The organism is Nguyenibacter vanlangensis (genome assembly GCF_013376155.1).
Lineage (GTDB): Bacteria > Pseudomonadota > Alphaproteobacteria > Acetobacterales > Acetobacteraceae > Gluconacetobacter > Gluconacetobacter vanlangensis.
The window spans coordinates 1-859 of record NZ_JABXXP010000970.1 but is presented as its reverse complement, the minus strand read 5'-3'; the positions used below and the strand labels follow the sequence as shown (position 1 = coordinate 859).

2 protein-coding genes are annotated in these 859 nt (G+C 70.8%); both read right to left on the bottom strand.

What is annotated here, in order from left to right; translation table 11 throughout:
- Nucleotides 1-166, bottom strand: a 166-nt coding sequence (locus tag HUK84_RS20560; protein WP_176641847.1) for an ethanolamine ammonia-lyase light chain EutC, incomplete at its 3' end; no start/stop codon positions are given.
- A 40-nt stretch (nt 167-206) separates the two neighbouring features.
- On the bottom strand, nt 207-859 hold a 653-nt coding region (locus HUK84_RS20555), incomplete at its 5' end, for an alpha-hydroxy acid oxidase (RefSeq protein WP_176641846.1).

Genomic DNA, 859 nt, shown 5'->3' with positions numbered 1-859 from the left:
CCAGCTTGTCTTCCCGCAACGGCGCCCACACGGCCGCCCGCGCCCGCGCATGCGCCAGTTGAAACGCCAGCACCTCGCCCACCGCAACGGTATCCCCGCTGCGGGCCTGGCCGATCCGCGCGGGCGTCAGGCGCCGCAGCGCATCCCACGGGTCCCCAACCGGCATCACGCGGTCCTGCACAGCCCACCTCCATGACGGCATGCCCCTACATACGCCGATACAGCCGTCCGTCGCGACTCTCTTTCAGGTCCAGCAGCCCCAGAAACGCCATCTCCCGGTCCAGTTCCCCGGCCACCAGCCCGATCGCATGCGCCAGTCCCGCCTGTCCCTCCAGGATGGTGGCAAAGAAGAACGGGCGCCCGATCATCACCCCATCCGCCCCCAGCGCGATCGCCGTGATCGCGTCTCCCGCCCGGCGCACCCCGCCATCCAGCAGGATCGTCATGTCCGGGCACGCGGCGCGGATGGCCGGCAGCGCCTCCAGCGGCGCGATGACCGTATCGGACAGCCGCGCGCCATGGTTGGACACGATAATCCCGTCCACCCCGATATCCCGCGCATGCAGCGCATCCGTGGCCGCCAGAATCCCTTTCAGCACCAGCTTGCCGCCCCACAGGCGGCGGATGGCCCGGACCGAATCCCAGTTGAAATCCGCGGCCCCGCCCACCGCCCCGACATCGCGGGCAAAGATCGACGGTCCGCGCCCCGGCGCGATATTCTCGATATGCGGCACGCCCCGCTTCAGCAGCGTCCGCCCCATCTGCCCCAGCACCCAGCGCGGATGGACCAGCATATCCAGCCCCAGCCGCGCCGAGGGCCGCAGCGGCATCGCATAGCCCGCGCGGGCCTCGTCCTCCC